The 20,914-nt window shown below is 64.1% G+C and carries 16 protein-coding genes and 1 pseudogene; 10 read left to right on the top strand and 7 right to left on the bottom strand.

Features of this window, described 5'->3' with window-relative positions; all coding sequences use genetic code 11:
* Positions 1-111: 111 nt before the first annotated feature.
* Positions 112-1,053 (bottom strand): LysR substrate-binding domain-containing protein, encoded by a 942-nt coding sequence (locus tag GA566_RS22465; protein ID WP_160474058.1) that lies wholly within the window; start codon positions 1,051-1,053, stop codon positions 112-114.
* Between the two features lie 103 nt (positions 1,054-1,156).
* On the opposite strand from GA566_RS22465, the gene pcaH reads away from it, so the two are divergent.
* The 6 genes and pseudogenes from pcaH to GA566_RS22440 all read left to right on the top strand — a co-directional run bounded on the left by pcaH (position 1,157) and on the right by GA566_RS22440 (position 8,444).
* Positions 1,157-1,870, top strand: coding sequence for a protocatechuate 3,4-dioxygenase subunit beta (gene pcaH / locus GA566_RS22460; RefSeq protein ID WP_160474057.1), 714 nt, complete (start codon positions 1,157-1,159; stop codon positions 1,868-1,870).
* A gap of 3 nt (positions 1,871-1,873) precedes the next feature.
* Entirely contained in the window at positions 1,874-2,440 is a 567-nt protein-coding gene (gene pcaG, locus GA566_RS22455) for a protocatechuate 3,4-dioxygenase subunit alpha (protein ID WP_160474056.1), read from the top strand.
* Between the two features lie 86 nt (positions 2,441-2,526).
* A pseudogene (locus GA566_RS22450) lies at positions 2,527-3,900 on the top strand (3-carboxy-cis,cis-muconate cycloisomerase); the annotation flags it as partial.
* Between the two features lie 21 nt (positions 3,901-3,921).
* A complete protein-coding gene (gene pcaC / locus GA566_RS33320) occupies positions 3,922-4,371 on the top strand; it encodes a 4-carboxymuconolactone decarboxylase (RefSeq protein WP_370459368.1) in 450 nt (149 codons plus the stop codon).
* A gap of 75 nt (positions 4,372-4,446) precedes the next feature.
* Positions 4,447-5,634, top strand: a complete 1,188-nt coding sequence (gene pobA, locus GA566_RS22445; protein ID WP_160474054.1) for a 4-hydroxybenzoate 3-monooxygenase — start codon at positions 4,447-4,449, stop codon at positions 5,632-5,634.
* Positions 5,635-5,753: 119 nt separating this feature from the next.
* Positions 5,754-8,444 carry a tannase/feruloyl esterase family alpha/beta hydrolase gene (locus tag GA566_RS22440; protein WP_137926534.1) on the top strand — a complete coding sequence of 897 codons (2,691 nt, stop codon included), beginning with the start codon at positions 5,754-5,756 and terminating at the stop codon, positions 8,442-8,444.
* Positions 8,445-8,508: 64 nt separating this feature from the next.
* Here GA566_RS22440 and GA566_RS22435 read toward each other — a convergent pair whose 3' ends face one another.
* Positions 8,509-9,459 carry a LysR family transcriptional regulator gene (locus GA566_RS22435; RefSeq protein WP_137926535.1) on the bottom strand — a complete coding sequence of 317 codons (951 nt, stop codon included), beginning with the start codon at positions 9,457-9,459 and terminating at the stop codon, positions 8,509-8,511.
* A 141-nt stretch (positions 9,460-9,600) separates the two neighbouring features.
* Between GA566_RS22435 and GA566_RS22430 the strand changes: the two genes are divergently transcribed.
* Positions 9,601-10,716, top strand: coding sequence for a hypothetical protein (locus GA566_RS22430; RefSeq protein WP_160474053.1), 1,116 nt, complete (start codon positions 9,601-9,603; stop codon positions 10,714-10,716).
* A gap of 98 nt (positions 10,717-10,814) precedes the next feature.
* Complete coding sequence (locus GA566_RS22425) at positions 10,815-11,801, top strand: tripartite tricarboxylate transporter substrate binding protein (RefSeq protein WP_160474052.1); 987 nt, start codon at positions 10,815-10,817, stop codon at positions 11,799-11,801.
* 222 nt (positions 11,802-12,023) lie between these two features.
* On the opposite strand, the gene GA566_RS22420 is transcribed toward GA566_RS22425, so the two are convergent.
* Positions 12,024-12,281 (bottom strand): hypothetical protein, encoded by a 258-nt coding sequence (locus GA566_RS22420; protein ID WP_160474051.1) that lies wholly within the window; start codon positions 12,279-12,281, stop codon positions 12,024-12,026.
* A 418-nt stretch (positions 12,282-12,699) separates the two neighbouring features.
* On the opposite strand from GA566_RS22420, the gene GA566_RS22415 reads away from it, so the two are divergent.
* Entirely contained in the window at positions 12,700-13,194 is a 495-nt protein-coding gene (locus tag GA566_RS22415; RefSeq protein ID WP_137926539.1) for a BON domain-containing protein, read from the top strand.
* 123 nt (positions 13,195-13,317) lie between these two features.
* On the opposite strand, the gene GA566_RS22410 is transcribed toward GA566_RS22415, so the two are convergent.
* The 4 genes from GA566_RS22410 to ligD form a co-directional block, all read right to left on the bottom strand.
* Positions 13,318-14,289, bottom strand: coding sequence for a Ku protein (locus GA566_RS22410; protein WP_160474050.1), 972 nt, complete (start codon positions 14,287-14,289; stop codon positions 13,318-13,320).
* A gap of 183 nt (positions 14,290-14,472) precedes the next feature.
* Positions 14,473-16,500 carry a response regulator gene (locus tag GA566_RS22405; protein WP_160474049.1) on the bottom strand — a complete coding sequence of 676 codons (2,028 nt, stop codon included), beginning with the start codon at positions 16,498-16,500 and terminating at the stop codon, positions 14,473-14,475.
* A 196-nt stretch (positions 16,501-16,696) separates the two neighbouring features.
* A complete protein-coding gene (locus tag GA566_RS22400) occupies positions 16,697-16,843 on the bottom strand; it encodes a hypothetical protein (RefSeq protein ID WP_160474048.1) in 147 nt (48 codons plus the stop codon).
* 126 nt (positions 16,844-16,969) lie between these two features.
* Positions 16,970-19,576, bottom strand: coding sequence for a DNA ligase D (ligD, locus tag GA566_RS22395; protein ID WP_160474047.1), 2,607 nt, complete (start codon positions 19,574-19,576; stop codon positions 16,970-16,972).
* A 265-nt stretch (positions 19,577-19,841) separates the two neighbouring features.
* On the opposite strand from ligD, the gene GA566_RS22390 reads away from it, so the two are divergent.
* Positions 19,842-20,867: an SDR family oxidoreductase gene (locus tag GA566_RS22390; protein ID WP_160474712.1), complete on the top strand. Its 1,026-nt coding sequence runs from the start codon at positions 19,842-19,844 to the stop codon at positions 20,865-20,867.
* The last annotated feature ends 47 nt before the right edge of the window (positions 20,868-20,914 follow it).

Below are 20,914 nucleotides of genomic sequence, written 5' to 3'. Positions count from 1 at the left end.
TTGTTGTCGCGGGAGGAGGGCGAACCGAGCGCGTCGTAAATGCCATCACCCGTCGCTATGCGCTCCCCTCTCCCATGCCAGCGGGAGAGGGGAGAAAAAACAGAGCCGGGATCAGTCAGGCTGGCGCGCAGCGATGGTCCGGATGGTGTCGACGAACGCTTCCGCCACCGGTTCGAGCGTGCGGTCGCTCCGGCGCAGCAGGCCGATGGGTTCCTCGGTGCCGGGCGTGGCGATGGGCAGCAGCGTCATGTCACCATCGGCCACCGCCAGCCGCGTGGCAGACAACGGCGCGGCCCAGACGCTGTCGCTGCGTAGCGTGACGAGCTGGCTCAGGTAGGCATCGGCGGTTTCCAGGCAGCCATCTGGCAGGGTCAGACCATGCCGCGCGAGCAGGCTTTCGGTGCTGTGGCGTGGAATGGAACCCATGGCGGGCACCACCATCGGCTGCGCCAGCACATCGTGCATCGTGGGGCGCGCGTGCGTAACCAGCGGATGTCCGGCGCGCACGGCCAGCACCAGCGGCTCGCCGGCCAGCGATTCAAACCATAGCCCTTCCATGGCCGCAGGATCGTCCAGGCGGCCGATCACCACATCGAGCACATCGGCCTTGAGCAAGTCGATCAGCGTGCGGTTCATGCCGGTCTGCACGGCGAGCGCCACGTCCGCGTGGCTGCTGCGGAAGCGGGTAACGGCGTCGATCAGCAGCGCTGGCACGATACTCGGCAGCGCGCCCACGCGGATGCGTTCGTGACGCAACGCATCGCCGGACAAGCTCTGCGCTGCCGCATCCAGATCTTCGAGAATCCGCAAGGCATGGCGCAGGAAGCGCATGCCGGCCGCCGTGAGATCGGTGCCGGCACGCTGGCGCACCAGCAGTCGCGTGCCAACCAGTTCCTCCAGCTCGGTCAGTGTCTTGGACACGGCGGGCTGCGTCAGACCCAGCCGTTCACCCGCACGGCCAAGGTGCTGCGCCTGCGCCACGGCGACAAAGCAATGCAGATGCCGCAGACGGATACGGCTGAGAAAAGCATCGGGCGGCGGCGAGGTTTTCATAATTAAAATTCATGCTAATTACTCAAAAACTCAATTTACATGAATTCCTGCGTTGCTTACAGTCTTCGTCCAACGCCCCCACATCCACATCACGGAGACAGCGATGCCCCCTCGCTCCGATCGTCCGGCCCAGTACCGCAAGCCTTACTGGGACACCCAACCCGAATACCTCTATCCGCCTTATGCCTCGACGCAGCTGCGCGCGCCGGCCCAGCCGCTGATCGGCTTGCCGCAGTCGCTGTCCGAAGTGACCGGTCCCACGTTCGGCCCGGAATTCGTGCGTGAAGGGGATAACGACCTCACCGTTGGCAATGGCGGTGAACCGATTGGCGAGCGCATGCTCGTCACCGGCCGCGTGCTCGACGAGAACGGTCGCCCTGTGCCCAATGCGCTGATCGAGATCTGGCAGGCCAATGCGTCCGGACGCTATACGCACAAGCGCGACCAGCACGACGCACCGCTCGATCCCCATTTCTCGGGCGAGGGCCGCACCATCACCGATGCGCACGGTAACTACCAGTTCAAGACGATCAAGCCAGGTGCGTATCCCTGGCGCAATCACCACAACGCCTGGCGGCCCCAGCACATCCACTTCTCGCTGTTCGGCAATGCGTATGCCACGCGGCTCGTGACGCAGATGTATTTCCCGGGCGATCCGCTGCTCGCGTTCGATCCGATCTTCCAGTGCGTGCCCGACGAGAAAGCGCGCAACCGTCTGGTTGCCACGTTCGACTGGGAGACCACCGCGCCCGAGTACGCCCTGGGCTACCGTTTCGATATCGTGCTGCGTGGCCGCGATGCCACGCCGATGGAGTAAGCCATGCTGTACGCCACCGCATCCCAGACCGTGGGACCCTACCTCCATATCGGCCTGACGGGCCTCAACTGCGCGGACCTGACCGCCGATGCGCCAGAGCTTGCCACGCAGCGCATCGTGATCGAAGGCCGCGTGACCGATGGCCGGGGCGATCCCGTGCCTGACGGCATGATCGAGATCTGGCAGGCCAATCCGGCGGGCCGTTATTGCCACGTTGACGATACGCGAGAGATACCGCTTGTTGCTGGCTTCACCGGGTTTGGCCGCGTGCCGACGGGTCCCGATGGCGAGTTCCGGTTCGTCACCGTGAAGCCGGGCGCCGTGCCCGGTATCGATGGGCGCCCGCAGGCACCGCACATCATGGTGTCGGTCTTTACGCGCGGACTGGTCAAGCACGTGGCCACGCGTATGTATTTCTCCGACGAGGCCGAAGCCAATAATGCGGACGCCGTGTTGTCGCTCGTGCCAGCAGCGCGGCGCAACACGCTGGTTGCCGAGGGAGATGCCGGTCACTACCGCTGGAACGTGGTGCTGCAGGGCGCGGGCGAGACGGTGTTTTTCGACATCTGACGAGGGATCGCCCGAAGATACCCGCAGCGCAATATCCCTCACAATCGGCGCACCGCCCTGATGCCACGACACGCCACGACACGACGATGCCCACGTACTCCCGCCTGACCGATCCGATGTTTGGCAGTCCCGCCGTACTCGCGGCGTTTTCCGATGCAGGCACGGTGCGCGCCATGCTCGATACCGAGGCCGCACTCGCGCGCGCCGAAGCGTGTTGCGGCGTGATTCCGCAGCAGGCGGCGCAGATGATTGCAGAAGTCTGCGCGGCCGATCCCATCGATGCCGACAAGCTGGCAAACGATGCGGTGGCGGCTGGCAACCTCGCCATCCCGTTCGTGAAGCAATTGACGGCTGCCGTGGCGCTGCGCGATGCCGACGCTGCGCGTTATGTTCACTGGGGCGCCACGAGCCAGGACATCATCGATACCGCACTGGTGCTGCAACTGATGCAGGCACTGCACGCGCTAGACAACGACCTGTCGACGCTTGGCGATGCCTGCGCGGATCTGGCCGCCGCGCATCGCGCCACACCGATGGTGGGACGCACCTGGCTGCAGCATGCACTGCCGATGACGTTCGGACTCAAAGCAGCAGGATGGCTCGACGCGCTGCGACGCGACCGCGATCGGCTCGATGCATCGCGCCAGCAGGCACGCGTGCTGCAATTTGGCGGCGCGGCGGGCACGCTGGCCAGCCTCGGCGATGATGCGCCCGCCGTGGCCGCGCAATTCGCGCAAGCCTTGCAACTCGAATTGCCGACGCTGCCATGGCATGCGCATCGCGATCGTCTGGTCGAAGTTGCCAGTACGCTCGGCATGCTGACCGGCACACTGGGCAAGATGGCGCGCGACATCTCGCTGATGATGCAAACCGAGATCGCGGAAGTCAGCGAGCCCGCCGCGCCGGGTCGCGGCGGCTCCAGCACCATGCCGCACAAGCGCAATCCGGTGGGTTGCGCGGCGGTGCTGACCGCTGCCGTGCGCGTACCGCCACTGGTGGCCACGATGCTGGCGGGCATGACGCAGGAGCACGAGCGCGCGCTGGGCGGCTGGCAGGCCGAGTGGGACACGCTGCCGCAGATCGTGGCGCTGGCCGCAGGCGCGTTGCGACAGATGGGCGAGGTCGTGAGCGGCCTGCAGGTGGATGCGGCACGCATGCGCGCCAATCTCGATATCACGCGTGGCCTGATTCTTGGCGAGGCCGCCATGCTCGAACTTGGCCGACATATCGGACGGCTTGCCGCACACCATGTGGTGGAGCGTGCTTCGCGTCGCGCGGTGGACGAGGGCAGTACGCTGCGTGATGCGCTGGCCAGGACGCTCGCGGAAGATCCGAAACACGCCGGTCTGCTCGATGACGCCACGCTGGATCGTCTTGCAGACCCTGCGCATTACGCGGGGCAGTCGATGCGGTTTGCCGATGCGGCAGTCAAGGCGTGGCGCAATGGACGTGGACATCGCACGGCGTCAGTCGCATCGCACATCGAACCATCATCTTCCGGCAGCGCGCCGCATGCGGAAGCGGCGTCAACGCAAGCACCCATTCGCGACGACAAGGCGCGCTACGCAGCGGGCCTCGCCGTGCGCCGCGACGTATTGGGCAGCGCGCACGTAGACCGCTCGCTGCAACGCCTTACACCGCTGACCGAGGAATTCCAGAACCTGATCACGCGCTACGCATGGGGCGAGATATGGACGCGTCCCGGCCTGCCGCGCCATACGCGCAGCCTGATCACGATTGCGATGATGGTGGCGCTGAATCGTTCCGAGGAACTGAAGCTGCATCTGCGTGCGGCGGCCAACAACGGCGTGACACGCGACGAGATCAAGGAAGTGCTGCTGCAAACGGGCATCTACTGCGGCGTGCCCGCTGCGAATTCGGCTTTCCATCTGGCGCAGGAAATTCTCGGTGACGAGGGCGGGACGCGCTGACCCACGGGCAGTACCACGTAGCCTCGCCGACATAGAGCGGGGCGCGCACCATAACAACAAGACAGGAGACACGCCATGGCCCCCCATGGAACCCATGCCACGCGCGTAGCAATTGTCGGCGCCGGCCCCGCCGGCCTGTTGCTCGGCCAGTTGCTGACTGTCGCGGGCATCGACAACCTCATCATCGAGCAACGCAGTGCAGACTACGTGCTGGGCCGCATCCGCGCCGGCATTCTCGAATGTACGACCGTGGAAGCACTGGAGCGCACAGGCGTGGCCGCGCGTCTGCATGAAGAGGGACTGAAGCACCACGGCATCGAACTTTCGTTCAACGGCACGCGGCACCGCATCGATTTTCATGCGCTGATCGGCCGCGATGTCACGGTGTACGGCCAGACCGAAGTCACGCGCGATCTCATGGCCGCGCGACAGGCATCTGGCATGCCCATCGTGTACGAGGCGGAATCGGTGTCGCTGCATGAGTTCGATGGCAGCCGTCCCAGCGTGCAATATCGCAAGGACGGTGTCACGCATACCGTGCAATGCGAGTTCATCGCCGGTTGCGATGGTTTCCACGGGGTCAGTCGCGCCAGCGTGCCCGAACCCTCGAAACAGATCTTCGAGCGTGTGTATCCGTTCGGCTGGCTTGGTGTGCTGTCCGATACGCCGCCCGTAGCCGACGAACTGATCTACGCCAGCCACCCGGACGGCTTCGCGCTATGCAGCATGCGCTCGATGACACGCAGCCGCTACTACGTGCAGGTGCCCTCCACCGAAAAGGCCGGGAACTGGTCCGATGAACGCTTCTGGAAAACTCTGCGCAGCCGCCTCGATCCCGAAGCCGCAGACGCACTGATCACCGGACCCAGCATCGAGAAAAGCATCGCACCGCTACGCAGCTTCGTCTGCGAGCCGATGCGATACGGCCGGCTGTTCCTCGCCGGAGACGCCGCGCACATCGTGCCACCCACCGGCGCCAAAGGACTCAACCTCGCCGCCAGCGACGTGCTGTATCTCGCCGATGGATTGATCGCGCACTATCAGGAGCACGACGCAAACGGCCTCGACCAGTATTCGGAGACATGCCTGCGCCGGATCTGGAAGGCCGAAAGGTTCTCGTGGTGGATGACGTCACTGCTGCATAGCTTCCCTGACGCCGACGTCTTTGCGCGCCGCATCCAGCAAGCCGAACTCGATTACCTCGTGGGTTCCGAAGCGGCGTGCCGATCGCTTGCGGAGAACTATGTGGGATTGCCGCGATAAGGCATATTTCATAAGTATGAATACCGCATCCGGCATATATTTTACGTAGCCCCAACGCGGTGCTACCGTCTCGCTCCAGCACGCCGGCAAAAGTATCGGCTGCACTGGAGGAGACGAACATGACAACCCAAATTCCTGGGCGGCGGCAGCCATGGCTGCTGGCCGCGATATGTGCCGCTACGCTGGCATTGACGGCATGCGGTGGTGGCGACGACGCGCCGGCTGCATCGAATAGTGGCAGCGGCAACAACGGCGCAGGGCAGGGCGACACAGGTAGCGGCACGCCGACGCCGGACAAGCCTGCACTGAGCGCACTCGATGCGTGCAATGCGCTGAACGGCGTCAGTATCGCGGCGTCGAGCCTTGCGCTGGCCACGGGCGGCGCCACGGTCACGGGTGCGACGCTGATTGCGGAGAACGCCAGCGGCAATGCGCTGGGCGAGTACTGCCAGGTGCGCGGCGCGATTGCGCCGGTGGACCCGGCATCGCCGAACATCAATTTCGCGGTCAACTTGCCGACGCAGTGGAATGGCAAGGGCATCCAGTTCGGCGGCGGCGGATTCGACGGTACGCTGATCGACGGCACCGAGACTGTGCGCTTTGCCTTGCCCGATGATCCCGCGCCGCTGGCACGTGGCTATGCAACCTGGGGCGACGATTCCGGCCACCAGAGCACGAGCATCACCGATGGCCGCTTTGCCACCAACGACGAGGCCCTGACCAACTACGGCGGCGACACGCTCAAGAAGACCCATGACGTGGCCATCGCGCTGATTACGCAGCGCTACGGCAAGGCGCTCACCAAGGCATATTTCCTGGGGACCTCAACGGGCGGGCGCGATGCATTGAGCTATATCCAGCGCTGGCCGGCGGACTACGATGGGGTGATCGCCAACGAGCCCGCACTCAATTACACCGGTACACGGCTGTCCAACGTGGCACTGGGTCGCGCGCTCTATCTGAACGGTGGCACGGGTTGGCTCAATATCAACAAGACCTTGCTCGTGCAGAAGGCCGCCATGGACGCCTGCGATACGCTCGATGGTGTGGCCGATCGCGTGGTGAGCAACGTGGAAGGCTGTCGCGTAGGTGCGCTGCAGGTACTGCAAAGCCTGCGCTGCGCGGGTGGCACTGATACCGGCGATACCTGTCTCTCCGATGCGCAGATCGCCACCGTCAAGACCATCGAGCAGCCGCTGCAGTTGAACTATCCGCTGGCCAATGGCGTGACCGTGGCGGGCGGCTACAACATTCTGGAAGGGGCGCTGGTGGCGGGGCCGTTCACGTCGCGAGACCTCGGCACGCGTCCCGTGCCGGGCAATCCCGCAACCACTGCCGATGCGAACATGTACCTCACTGGCGACCAGTGGGTGAAGTACTTCGTCACGCGCAATGCCACGTTCGATGCGCTGACATTCGATCCAGCCAGCCCCGGTAGCTGGACCTCGCGGGTGCAGACCGTGTCGGCACTGACCGACGCGACCAATCCCGATCTCTCCGCGTTTCTCGGTAAAGGTGGACGCCTGATCCTGCTGCATGGCTTGGCCGATGAAGTGATCAGTCCCAATTCGACGATTGCCTGGTACAAGGCCGTGATCGGTCGCGTGGGACAGACGGCGGTCGATCAAGGTATTCGCTTCTATACGGTGCCGGGCATGGGCCATGGCACGGGCAGCTTCCTGCCGGCGTGGAACTCGCTGACTGCGCTGGAGAACTGGGTCGAACTGGGCGCTGCACCGGGCACGCGCACAGTGATGGATACGAATGCAGGCACCTATGGACGTACGCGTCCGCTGTGCCTGTATCCATCGTGGCCGAAGTACAAGGGCACGGGCAGTGCCGACGCCGCCGTCAACTACACCTGCGAAGGCGCGTCCGGCATCGTGCAGTCATGCCTGAACATGCCTTCGACGCCCACGACGTGGAAGGGCGGCAATACGGATGGCGAGGAACTGTCGGTGCGCATCGATCCGGTGACGCTGCAATACACGGTGACCATCGACGCCAGCCTGCAGCGCGCGGCAAACACGGCGATTACGGGGCAGCTCGTGTCACAGGGTGGCTGTACCTACGGCAGCGACGAAAACGGCGCGCAGTTCACGCTGGGCGGCGGCGGATTGCTGTCGGCGGGTGTGCGGGCCGCATCGGGCGCCACGTTCCGTCCGTTGATCGCATTCCAGAACGTATCCGCCGACTACACGGCGGTGGCGGATATCTACAACGTCAACGGCATCCAGACGGCGGTTGCCAATGGTGCGGTGTCCACGGTCAACGCTTCGGCTCGGCTGCGTTCCTCGGCGGCCACGTGGCAAACGTGCGCAGCCAACGCGACCGGCGGATACATCGTCTACGACGCCAACTGCACGAACACCACGAAGGGCTACATCGTGTGGAATGCCACGCGGCAGGCGTTCGACTACTTTGTGGGCGGCACCATCGCGGCAGCTAACGGCGTGTTGAGCGGGTCGCTGATCAGCGGCATCGTCAATGGTACGCCGGTGCCTCTGATCCTCACGCGCTCGACCACGGCCTACGGCATGAACGTGTATGCGAAGCAGGCGGCGTCGGGATTGCTGGCCGGAGCGGCCGATGGTGCGTATCGCGTACAGGCCACCGATGGGGCGCAGGTCGCGGCGGATCTGTCGGGAACAACCATCGTGCGCAACGGTGTGTCGGGCACGCTGACCTACAACACGCCGGTGCCGGGCGTGATCGGGGCCACAGGTGGCGTGGTTGCGTCATATCTGTATGGCAGCGGCTTGCTGACAGGCACGTCCACCGGAAAACTGGAGTTTGGTGTGCTGCATTGAGTGATGCATGGCAAAGGAAGGGCAGGGCGCATATGGCTCCCTGCCCTTCATTTTTTTCGAAGCATCAAAGCTCTGGCGGTTCTGCTTTCTTGCGATGACGTGTGGCGATGCGATGGGTCAGTGTCACAAGCGCGGCCAGTGCCGCGTTGTCATGATGCTCGCGATAGCCCAGCGTCAGCGGCGCGCGCAAGCGATCGGCTTCGACCATGCGGCAGTACGCCACGCCATGGCGATTCAGTCCTGCCATCGACGCGGGCACGACGCTGACCCCCGCGCCAGCCGCCACGAGATTCAGGTTCGTCAGCATGCGACTCACTTCCGCGCCGATGCGTGGCGTAAAGCCCAGCGCTTCGCATTCCCGCAGCAGATCGCCATACATGCCGGGTGCGCCAGGACGGCGAACCAGGATGAACGGGTCTGCCGCCAGTTCGCTGAGCGATACCGGGTCTGCAGCACCCTCGCCACGCAGCGCACGTCGGCGCAGCAACGGATGATCGAGCGGCAGCGCAATCACCATCTCTTCCTCGAGCAACAGATCGAAGCGCACGCCTTCCGGATGCGATACCGGCGCACGCAGCAATGCGGCGTCCAGCGAACCATCGGCCAGTCGCTCGATGGCTTCGGCGGCATTGCATTCGGTCAGCGTCAGCGCGACGCGCGGAAACTGACGGCGGCACGCGCGCAGGACTTCCGGCGTGAGCTTGTGCGCGGCAGCGGAACTCGTAAAGCCGATCGACAGCGACCCTTCGTCGCCACGCGCCATGCGCTGCATGCGGGCGCGCATCTGCTCGATCCGCGCGAAGAGATCGGTTGCATCGGCATGTAGCGCGGTGCCGGCTGGGGTCAATGCTACGCCGCGCGGCTGACGATCGAACAGGGTCACGCCCAGTTCGATCTCCAGCGCTTTCAGTTGCTGCGATAGCGGCGGTTGCTGAATGCCAAGCTGTTCGGCGGCGCGCGTGACCGAACCCGTCTCGGCCACGGCGAGGAAATAGCGCAGGTGTCTCAACTCCATCGCGGTATATCCGTGAAATATGGAAATCGTGTCATGCATATATTTTACGAACGGACGCCACGCGCCTATATTGGCGTTTTGCCGGATGGCGGGCGCCGCCATCGCGCGCAGGATGCGTGAACAGAACATCAAGGAGACGCCATGCCATCCCACGTCCGCCTCGCTGCGGTAGCCATCGCCATCAGTACCATCGCTGCGTTATCCGGTTGCGCTACGTCGCCGTCGCCAACGGTCGATGGTCCCGCGATGGCCAGCAAGGCTTCCAAACCGTCATGGCAGCGCGTACACCTGGGGGCGGGCGCGGGTTATGACTTCCCGGTCTACGCCAATCATCGGCTCGACGGCGATCTGAGCCGGATTCGCGAGGTGATACTGGTGCAGCACGGGCTGCAGCGCAATGGCGACGACTACTACGCAGCCGGTGCGGAACTGCTGAAAACCAGCGGCCGCAACGCCGACGAGGTGCTGCTGATCGCGCCGAATTTTCCGGGCACGCCCGATACCGCGAAGCACTTCGACAACATGCCGGTCTGGACCGTGCAGGGGTGGATCGGCGGGGAAGATGCGGTGTCGGGTCCGGGCAAGGGCACCAGTTCGCTGCAGGTGCTCGACGATCTGCTGGCCTTTGTGACCGACCGCAAGCGCGTGCCGCTGGTGAAAAAGGTGACGGTGGCCGGCCACTCGGGCGGCGCGCAGATCGTGCATCGCTATGCGGTGCTCAATAACGTGGATGAAAAAGTGCGCGGTACGGGCATCGACCTGCGCTACGTGGTGGCCAATCCATCGTCGTACCTGTACTTCACGCCAGACCGGCCCGTTGCGCCGGACTACAAACGCTTTGCGCCCTACAGCACGACGGTCTGTGCCGACTATGACAAGTACCGCTACGGCATGGGCGACATGGTGGCGTACGCAAAGGGTGCCGATGGCATGACGCTGTATCGGCGCTACATGCAGCGGCAGGTGACGTACATGGCGGGCAGCGAGGACAATGACCCGAACCATCGCGTGCTCGACAAGGCGTGCGGCGCCGAGGCCGAAGGACCAACCCGACTGCAGCGCGCACGCGCCTACTGGCGCTACGAGAAGTTCCTGGCAGGCGCGGCACCGATTACCGCGCACAAGACATTCGAAGTGGTGGGCGTGGGGCACGACCAGGCTCGCATGTTCGGTTCGCAATGCGGTGCGCAGGCGGTGTTTGACATGAATCCGTCCGCAAATTCCGCGGGAGCCGCCTGCCGACCACCGCAGCAGTAACGGGAAGCAAGAGCTGAGGCAGGTGGGTTTGTCCGCACGGCGGGCGCGGGCGGCTGGTGCTACGATGCGGCCAGCCTTTCGATTCGCGTCCCCGCCTCATGTCCGTGCTTTCCCGCAGGCGCGTGACCGCAGCGCTGCTGTCGCTGCCGTTTGCACGCCCCTGGCATCCGAGTCTTGCCGCTGATGTCATGCACCTGCTTGTCGGCTATGCCGCAGGCGGCGGGGCCGACCACATCGCGCGCATCGTCGCGGACGGGCTCACTGGCGATGGTGCACCAACGATCGTCGACAACCGGCCCGGTGCCGCCGGACAGATCGCCATGCAGGAAGCCGCCCGCGCCGACGCCACGCGCGAAACGCTGCTGCTCGGCACGGTAGGCTCGGTCAGCATCGCGCCATTGCTGCCCGGTGCATCCGATGCGATGGTCGCATCGCTGCATCCGCTGGCCATCGTCGCCAGCACACCCCACGTATTGCTGATGGCCGGCGACGGCACCCGTTCGCGCGCGGAAGACCGTCGCGCAGCCCTCGCTTTCCAACTCGACGAAGCCCGCCGCCGCCCCGGCGAAATCGCCTATGCATCGTTGGGCGTGCATTCCAGTGCGCACCTCGTGGCCGAACAGATGTGTCGCGAGGCCGGCGTCACGATGTCGCACGTTCCGTATCCCGGCAGCGCCCGCGCATTGATCGACCTGCAAGGCGGGCACGTGGCGCTGCTGTTCAGTACGTTGCAAGCATCGCTCCCCCTGATGCGTCAGGGTCGCGTCCGCGCACTCGCCGTCACCGGCCGCACGCGCAGCCCGCTGGCACCCTCTGTCCCCACCTTCGCCGAGTCCGGCATGCAAAGCATGTGGCAGGACGCGTGGTACGGCTTACTGGCCGCACCCACGGTATCGTCCGCGCGCCGCGCCACGCTTGAACTCCGACTCGCCCGCTTGCTGAAAACATCGTCGCTGCGCCAACGCCTGTCACAGGATGGCGCTGAACCGCTTGGCCTCACTGGCGCGGGAGCTGTGACCTACCTGACGCAACAGCGCGACGTCTGGCGGAAGACGATCGCTGCGGTGTCAGGACGATTGGTTTGAGGGCGTGAACGCCTCCTCGCTTTCTTGAAAATCCTCCCACAGTAGGGGGCATGACCCCCATCGGCGGGGTGCCCCCAAAACCAAGACGCCGAAGCATCCTCTCAGATGCTCCGGCGCAGGATCTCGCTTCAATGATCCCCGTCTTGACCTAAGGCGGGGTGTGACAACCGTGGAGATGTCACTGCGAGACCCGGAAAGCGATGGCTTGAAGCCGCTACCGCGTTACTGCTGACGATTCTTGTCCTGTTGGCCTTGCTGGCCTTGCTGGCCTTGTTGCCCTTGCTTCTGGCCGGCGTCCTGTTGAGGCTGGCCGGAGCGCTTGTCCTGATTTCCCATCTGGCCGCCGCCTTGCTGGCGTTGCTGGTCCTGGCCGCCTTGCTGTCCACCTTGGCCGGATTGCTGTTGTTCCTGCTGCTTCTGGCCTTGCTGTCCCGACTGTTGGCCCGGTTGGCCCGACTGGCTACCTTGCTGCTGTCCCATTGCTTTCTCCGGAAGATCGCGGCGAGGCTGCCGCGATGGTATTCAGCAATCGGCATGCCATCTGACAAAGTGCGACGGATGCCATCTGTCGGACATACAGGTAGCGGATACGAGACACCGCCTTTGCCGCTTTTACAAGCCATGCATGGTTTTCACACAATGCGCGTGCGAGCGCTCCGCAGGCGGCGCCAGCACCGCTTCGCGCACAGCGTCGCAACTTTGATGGGCCAAGGGTTTGCGGCCGATGGCGCCAGATGTGGAACGGGATTTGCAGAACAGTGGGCAGGATGGTCAGTAACGCTATCGGGTCCACGGCTTCATACAGTGTGATGTGAGGAAGGACGCGGCGCCCGGTGACTGATCTTGTTTCACAGACCTTGATTCATTGCGATTCAAACGCTAACAAGGAGATATCACCATGAAAAACGCACCGACCACTCGCACTGTTCGTATCGCTTCGATCTTGCTGGCTACCGCTGCCGCATTTGCTGCGGGCGGCGCGCATGCGCTCGATAACGGCGGCTTCATGAAGGTGGCCGACTCCACCGGCAACACCACGGCCACGCAGACGCCTGCGTACACAGGTGCTGCTACGCCGGGCCGTATCGACGGCGACAAGGAGAAGATGCCCGCTGCAACCACTGGCGCGAAGATGGAAAACAAGGTGGAGAACGGCGCGGACAATGCGAAGCAGGTCGTGACGGACAGCGCGCTGACCACGAAGATCAAGTCGAAGCTGCTGGCCACGAAGGATCTGAAGTCGACGGGCATTCACGTCAAGACGAAGGATCGCGTGGTGAATCTCACGGGCTCGGTGCCGACGAAGGCCGAGCATGAACTCGCGCTGGACGCCGTGCGTTCGGTGGAAGGCGTGGATTCCGTGAAGGATCACCTCAAGGTGTCGTCGCGCTAAGGAGCTGACCTAGCAGACGTACCTGAACGATTGATGATGCGCGGCGGCTCAGGCCGCCCTGCGCTGAGCCGCGACTCTCCCACGTGTCGCGGCTCTTTTTCTTTGGGGCGGCGCAGGCTGGAATCAGGCCGCTTTCTTTCGCGTCGCGGTCTTCGCTGTCTTTGATTTCTTCGCTGTCGCGGTTTTTTTCCTGGCACCAGGTTTCGCGGTCTCCTTCGTCGCTGCTCCCTTCGTCGCCGCTTTCTTCGTTGCTGCTTTCTTCGCCACAGCCTTCCGCGCCGATTTCCTTGCGGGTGCCTTGTCGCGTTGCCCAATGCTCTGCTTGAGCAGCGCCATCATGTCGATGACCTTGGCGCCCTTGGACGGCGTCGGCGTGTCGTCGCCAGCCGGTGTCAGCAGGTGGGTCTTGCCGGCCTTGATCTTGGCGTGGATGACTGCGAGCAAGTCTTCGCGATAGGTGTCGTGGAACTGTTCCGGCTTCCAGTCTTCGCTCATGTCTTCCACGAGCTTGGTGGCCATCTGCACTTCGCGCGCGCTCGCCGCGTGTTTCCTGGCGGCGGGCAATTTCAGGTCCTCGATGGGGAGCACCTCGTCGGCGAACCGCATTGTGTTCAGCACCAGTGCCTTGCCTAGCGGCAACAGTGCCGCCAGATGCTGCCGGTTGCGCAGCACAACGAGCGCTATGGCCGCGCGGCCGGTCTTGCGCATGGTCTCGTGCAGGAGCGCATAGCCGCGCTCGCCGCGCTTGTCGGGTTCGAGATAGTAGGGCGTCTCGAAGTAGTAGGGCGGGATCGCGCCGGCATCGACGAACGACACGATATCCACCGTTTGCGTGGCCTCGACATTGGCCTGGCGGAAATCCTCGTCACTGAGCACGACGTATTCATCCTTCTCGTACGCGTAGCCTTTGACGATCTGCGTGTTCTCGATGACCTTGCCGGTGTGCTTGTTGATGCGCTGATAGCCCACGGGCGCCATGTCGCGCTTGTCGAGCATGTCGAGGTCGAGCGTACTCGAGCGGGATGCGGCCTTCAGTGAGACGGGGATGTTGACCAGCCCGAAGCTGATGGCCCCTTTCCAGATCACGCGTGACACGTTGCGCTCCGGCTATGCGCGCTGCGGCGGGGGTGGCGGCATGTCCCCTGGAGGCGGATCGTTGATGGGCTCCGGCGTGGTATCAGGTGGCTCGGGTGGCGGGGTTTCGGGCTTGGGCGGCACGATGTCGGGTTCGGGCGTGATATGCATGCGCATGGGGTTCCTTGTCCGGGACGCGATGGATCAGGCGTCCAGTTCGTCGAGCAAACGGGTCAACGCGTTGAGATCGGCGGGCTTCACCAGATGCATGTCGAAGCCAGCATCGCGGGTGCGGCGGCGATCGTCGGGCTGGCCGAAGCCCGTCAGTGCCACCAGCCGCGCATTGCGAAGTTCGGGAATCTCGCGCAGCCTTCGCGCGGTTTCAAAGCCATCCATCGTGGGCATGCCCAGGTCCAGCAGCACCACGTCGGGCCGCACGCTGGCCGCGCGATCGATGGCGCTCTGGCCATCCGGCGCGGTCACTACGGTATGGCCCAGCGTTTCGAGCGTCATCGTCATGGCTTCCAGCGCATCGACGTTGTCGTCCACGAGCATGATGGTATGCGGCGCGCCTGGCACGGCGCGCGCCTTGCCGGCAGACGGATGCCAGTTCTGCCACGGCTCCACTGGCAACTCCACGGTAAAGGTGCTGCCCTTGCCAGCACCGGGGCTTTCCGCCGTGATGCGGCCACCGTGCAGTGTGACCAGCTTTTGCACCAGCGTCAGGCCGATGCCGGCACCTTCGCGTGCGGCAAAGTTGTCGGGGTCGGTCGGTGGTGTGGCTGGCAATGTGGCGTTGGTGTTCGGACGGTCATCGTGCTCGCCGATGTGGGCGGCCGCGCCATCCGACTCGCCGCCGCCGACGGCTGCGGCCAGCGGATCGAACAGGTGGCGTTGCAGCGCCGTGGATAACCCATTGCCGTTGTCGCGTACGCGCACGTACACCTTGCCCTCCGCGACCGAGGCCTCCACGGAAAGCTGTCTGCCCTCGGCGGTGTACTTGGCGGCATTGTGCAGCAGGTTGGCGAAGATCTGCGTCAGCCGCACCATGTCGCCGCGAATGGGCAGCGGCTGCTCGGGCAGCGACAGCCGCAGCGCGTGGCGGCGCGTTTCCAGCAGCGGCCGCACGGTCTCAACGGCGGTGTTCAGCGCGCCGCGCAATTCAACAAGGTCGCGCCGCAGCGTGATCTGGCCCTGATTGAAGCGCGAGATGTCGAGCAGTTCATCCACCAGCCGCGTCATGTGATGCAGTTGCCGGCCGATGATGTCGCGCGCGCGGAACATGTCCTCGCGGGACGGCGTGAGTTGCTGCAACAGGTCTACCGCGCTGCGCATCGGCGCCAGCGGATTGCGCAGTTCGTGCGCGAGCATGGCGAGGAATTCGTCCTTGCGCCGTTCCTCGTTATGCAGCGCGCGTTCCGCGCGTTTGTGGCGCGTAACGTCCTGGCAGATACCGGCCACGCGCAGGCAGCGGCCATCGGCACCGCGTACCGGAAACGCGCGCATATGCACCTCGCGTATCTCGCCATTGGGACGTTCGAGCTGAAACTCTGTATCGAGCCGGCCGTCGCGCAACATGCTCTCCCACTCCACTTCCATGCGCACACGGTCTTCCGGCGCCAGCCAGTGCAGCCATTCCGTGGCGTTCTGCTTGAGCGCATCGGCAGGGCGGCCCCACAGTGATTCGAACGAAGGGCTGATGAACAGGAAGCGCTGGCTCCGGGGCTCCAGAATCCACACCACATCGGCCAGTGACTCGGCCAGTTGCCGGAGCAGGTCCTCGTTCTCGTGAAGGGCCTGCGACGTGCGCTGAAACGCATCCTCGGCGCCGCGCATGCGCAGCAACGCATTGATATTCGAGACCAGTTCCTCGGGTTCCAGCGGTTCCACCAGCAGGCTGTCCGCGCCGCCATTGAGCGCCTGCACGCGGCGATGGGAGTCGGTGACGCCCGCTGTGGTCAGCAGCACCATGGTCCGCGCGGTCAGCGGATCGTCCTTGATCAGGCGGCAGACGTCGAGGCCGTCGATATCGGGAAGCTGGCCCGAAAGCAGCACGAGGTCCGGCGTGTGCTGGCGCACCAGTGCCAGGGCGGATTGGCCGTTCGATGCCTCGAGTACCGAGAACTCCGCCCGGTTCAGGATGCGGCTCTTGACGTAGCGTGGCCCTTCGCGACCCTCGACATTGAGGATCAGCGGGCGGCGCGTCGGTTGCTGGTTCGGCGTGGCATTCATGGCTGGCTGGCGGCAGGGAATGCCGCAATCGTGATGTCGCGATTCGACCTCTCCAGGTCATGACACGCCACGTCGCCTGCACGGATAGCCGTCGCGGGTGGCGTCGCCACATCCTGAATTGTATTTTTTACCTTTTTGCTGCCCATATGCTTTGTATTTTTGACTCGCGTGTTTTCGGGTGTCGAACTGGCTGCTTTTAGCGATACGCCGGGGCGGGGCGCACAGAGGCCGCGCCCGCGTCGAACGGCGAAGACAGCAGATAGGCCAGCGCCAGCGTCAGAATGCAGAGGATGGCGCGCTGCCAGAACTCACTTGAAAACCACGGATCGGGGTCTTGTCTCATTGTTGTTTGCCTTGCTGCGGATGCCCTCGGGGCAACGTTTTGGGTCCACAGTGGCAAGAACCGTGCCGCGCCGTCACAAGACCGCTGACAGACGGACGCCGACAGCGCGGCGTCCCATGCATCCGTTCAGCCGCCGGCGAGTCGTTTGCGGGCGCGCGTGAGCGTCTGGCGCGAGGTGGCGAACCCGGCCCAGGGGTCGTGCCGCGACAGTTCCTGGAGCCGGGCGCCGACATTGGCGATGGTCCAGTGCGCCGCACTCGTCAGTTCTGCAAGCTCGTCCCAGCTGACCGGAATGGACACGCCGAGCCCGGGACGCGCCCGCGCGGAAAATGCGGCAGCGGTGGTAGCCCCGACACCATTGCGCAGGTAATCGATGAAAATCTTGCCAACGCGATTGCGCGGGCCACTTTTGGCGACGAATCGATCGGGAATCGTCCGCGCCATATGGATCACGGCGTCCTGCGCGAAGTCACGCACAGTCTCCCAATCGGCGCGTGGCGCCAGTGGCACCACCACATGCAGGCCCTTGCCGCCACTGGTCTTGAGAAAGCTTTCCAGTTCCAGCGCCTCGAGCAACGCCCTGACCAGGCCGGCGGCTTCCTGGATTTGCGGCCATTTCACGCCTTCGCCCGGATCGATGTCGAACACCACCTGGTTGGGCTTGTCGATCGCGCGGGATGTGGCATTCCACGTGTGAAACTCGATCACGTTCATTTGCGCGGCCTCGACAATCGCCGCTTCGCTGGTGACTTCGATCAGCGCAGGATGGCCGGGCCAGAGGTCAGGGTCGAGCGCCTTCATGCCCGTGATGTGGAGCGTATCGCCGTGCCGCTGGAAGAACTGCTGCCCGTCGATGCCCGACGGTGCGCGCACTAGCGCCAGCGGCCTTGCCTTCAGGTAGGGCAGCATCAATGCGGCGGCACGCGCGTAGTAATCCACGAGATCGCCCTTGGTCAGTCCGGTGGATTTGTCGATGACGCGGTCGGCATGGCTGACGACGACATCGGCAACAACGGTCTTGCCACGGGGGGCGGATGTCTTTGTGACGGTTTTCTTCGCTGCCGTGCGTGTCCTGGTTGCGACCTTTTTCGCTGGCGCCGCTGGTGTTTCTACGGTGATGCTGCCTGCAGCCTTGTCGGTGCGCAGGCCATGGAATACCGAATGCCGGACACGACCCTCGCGCGTCCACGCACCGAACGAGACTTCGGCCACGAGCTTTGGCTTGACCCAATGTCCCTTGACGCCGCGTGGCAGTGGATCGAAGGGCGCGGTGTCCGTGGTCAGCGCATCGAGTTGCTTGCGCAATCTGTCGAGTGTGGCGGTATCGAATCCGGTGCCGACATTGCCCGCATATCGCAACTTGCCCTGTGCGTCATGCACACCCAGCAGCAGCGAGCCCAGCCCGCTTCGGCTGCCCTTGGGGTCGGTGAATCCGCCGATCACGAACTCCTGGCGATGGGTGCATTTGAGCTTGATCCACGAGTTCGCCCGCGTGCTGACATATGGCGCATCCACACGTTTGCCGATCACGCCTTCGAGCTTCATGCGACACGCGGCCTGTAGCATCTCGCCGGGGTCGGCCTCGAAGCTGTCGCTGAAACGCACGCGCTGCGACGTGCGATCGGCCATCAGGCTGGCGAGCAGCGCACGTCGATTCGCGAGCGGCACCGCGCGCAAATCATGGCCATCGTAGTAGGGCAGGTCGAAGGCGTAGAACTGAATCTGATCGACGTGCGCGGTCTCGAACGCATTCTGCAGCGCCTGGAAATCGGTGATGCCGTGTGCATCGACCACGACGATCTCGCCATCGAGCCAGCCATCGGGCAAGCCGATATCGCGAATCTCGGCCGCGAGACTGCGCAGCTTCGATGTCCAGTCGTGTCCCTGACGCGTGAAGAGCCGCACGTCATCGCCATCCACGCGCGCCAGGATGCGGTAGCCGTCGAACTTGATCTCGTATTGCCAGTTCGCGCTGTCGGCAGGGGCCTTGTCGACGAGCGTAGCCAACTGGGGAGACAGTGCAAGCGGTAGCTTGGCTTTCTTCGCGCCGTCGGGCAGGGCGATAGGGGTGGCTTTTCCCGCTTGCTTCGTTGTCTTCTTCGTTGCTTTTTTTGATGAGGTCTTGGCTTTCGATGCCGTGCCGCCGAGTACGCTGTCCGGCAGTGCCTCCACCACATCGAATTCCGATGCAGGCCGCGCGAATTCGTCGCGCTCCTTGATCAGCAGCCATGCATTGTCATCGCGCGCACGCTTGCCGCCCATGCGCACGAGCGTCCAGTGTCCCTGCAGCTTTTCTCCGCGTAATGCGAACTTGAGCTTGCCTTCGCGATAGGCCGTCTCCGGATCATTGTCGGGAATCCACACGCCACGGTCCCAGACGATGACGGTGCCGGCGCCATAGTGGCCTGCGGGAATCACACCTTCGAAACCGCCGTAGTCGAGCGGATGGTCTTCCACGTGCACTGCTATGCGCTTGTCGGCGGGATCGTAGCTCGGCCCCTTGGGTACGGCCCAGCTTTTGAGGGTGCCATCGAGTTCGAGCCGGAAATCGTAGTGCAACCGCCGCGCGGCGTGTTTCTGGATCACGAACGAGAGCGCGGCGGTCTTGCGGCGCGCGATCGTCTTGCCAGCTGTCTTGCCACTGGGTTCCGGTGTGGCGGCGAAATCGCGTTTGCGGTGGTATTTCCCGAGCGGGGCGTCTGTTTCGGCGGGTGCGGCGGTGGTCTTGGCCATGGATGCGTCCGACAGGTCGGGGATCGTTCCAGCTTATGCAGCACACGCTGCGCGCGAAAGCGGAAGGCGTCCTACATCGCTCATCGGCCTTACGCGCCATTGTAAAAATGTCCACGCCGATGCTGCGCTGCACATCGATGGGCTGCGGCTCGTGCGCGGGAATAGGACTTGCGGAAGGGAGAAGTATTTGCACGGCGCGCCGGACTCACCCGGAATCTCGCGCGCTATCCAGCTTCCCGTGCCGGGCCTATCGATGAAAGACATGATGAAACCCCTCAAGAAGATCGGCTCGCAGGTCATCGTCCTGACCGGCGCCACCAGCGGTGTGGGACTCGTCACCGCACGCCAGGCCGCCGAGAAAGGCGCAAAGCTCGTGCTGGTGGCGCGTAGCGAGGAGGCGCTGCACAAGCTCGCCGAGGAACTGCGTGAGCGTGGCACCGAAGTCATCACCGTCACCGCCGATGTGGGCCGGCAGGAAGATATGGTCCGGGTGGCGAACATGGCTGTCGAACGCTTTGGGGGATTCGATACATGGATCAACAATGCGGGCGTGACGATCTTCGGGCGGCACGGCGATGTGCCGCTGGAGGACCAGCGACGGTTGTTCGAAACCAACTACTGGGGCGTGGTCCACGGTTCGCTGGTGGCCGCCAGCCACCTGCGTGACCAGCGATGCGAATTCGGACGGGATTTTGGCGGCACCATCATCAACATGGGCAGTGAGGCGTGCGATGGGCCGCTGCCACTGCAAAGCGCGTACGCGGCCTCGCAGCATGCGATCAAGGGCTTTACCGATACCCTGCGGCTGGAACTGGAGCAGGAAAAGGCGCCGATCTCGATCACGTTGATCAAGTCGGCCGGACTGAACACGCCGCTGGTGACTCACGCCAAGAACTTCCTGCACGTGGAACCCCGCCAGGCCCCACCGCTCTACGACCCCACACTGGTGGCGGAAGCCATTCTCTTCGTCGCCGAACACCCACGCCGCGACATGTTCGTCGGCGCATCCGCCAAGGCGTTCTCCGCCGCCGCGTATCACGCGCCGCATGCCTTCGACCGATTCATGAGCCGCTTCATGGGCCGCGCCCAACAGACCCGCGAACCAGCCGGCCCCATCGAAAACAACGCTCTGCACGATGCCGGCAACACGCTGATAGAACGCACCGGCAACAGCCGCGCAATGCAACGCTGCGCGTACACGACCACGGCACGACATCCGCTGCTGACCACTGCACTGGTGGTGGGCGTATCGGCGGCAATCACGGCGATGGTAAGGAGTCGAAGAGGATAGGCGGCGCGTGATGACCCACAGCTTCCATCCATAGCAGGAAATTGATT

Origin of the sequence: Cupriavidus sp. SW-Y-13 (genome assembly GCF_009793345.1) — a bacterium.
In the GTDB taxonomy this organism is placed as follows: Bacteria; Pseudomonadota; Gammaproteobacteria; order Burkholderiales; family Burkholderiaceae; genus Cupriavidus.
The sequence above is the reverse complement of the archived record's forward strand: the minus strand, read 5'-3'. Positions and strand labels throughout refer to the sequence as shown.